The sequence below is a fragment of the Mitsuaria sp. TWR114 genome (genome assembly GCF_007997345.1).
Genome location: NZ_VOSR01001115.1, coordinates 1 through 604 on the forward strand (window position 1 = coordinate 1; position 604 = coordinate 604).

Genomic DNA, 604 nt, shown 5'->3' on the forward strand with positions numbered 1-604 from the left:
GGCCAGCGACGGCGCCAGCACCTTGGTACCCCAGGCCACGAAGCCGGTCAGCCCGCTGACGACGACGTGCGCGTTCGGCGAGTTGAGCAGCGAGATGCGATAGAGCGTGAAGTTGCTGCCGCCGATCAGGTTGACCAGGCGCGGATTGTTCTGCTTCTTGCCGGTCGCCTCCAGCAGGTTGGCGACGTCCCACCAGGTCATCTTCCCGGCGTTGGGGCCGGAGGTGAGCACCGCGCCGCCGCGGCCGTCGATGCGGCCGTCGCCGACGATGCGGCTGTTCGCGGCATTCTTCAGGCGGATCAGCGCATTGCACGACTTGCCGTCACCGCCGGCGGTGCCGCAGCGGCCGCCGCCATTGTCGAAGTCCTTGGGGCTGCGGGACGCGAAGAGCGTCACGTTGCTGTCGACCCACAGCGTGACGCCGCTGTTCAGCACCAGCGGTCCCGACAGGAAGGCGTTGGCGTTGCCGCTGGCGACCAGGCGCACCGCCTGGCCGGCGGGGCAGTGATTGATGGCGTCCTGGATCTGGGCGGTGTCCGGTTGCGAGTGCGTGGGATCCGCGTCGACCGAGCTCGGCAGCAGGCCGCCGGTCTGCGTCAGCGAG

At 69.5% G+C, this 604-nt stretch carries 1 protein-coding gene; it reads right to left on the reverse strand.

The window, feature by feature from the left end:
• Positions 1–604 (reverse strand): glycosyl hydrolase family 28 protein (locus FUT87_RS27970; RefSeq protein WP_255512098.1); only part of this gene is annotated, 604 nt, incomplete at both ends.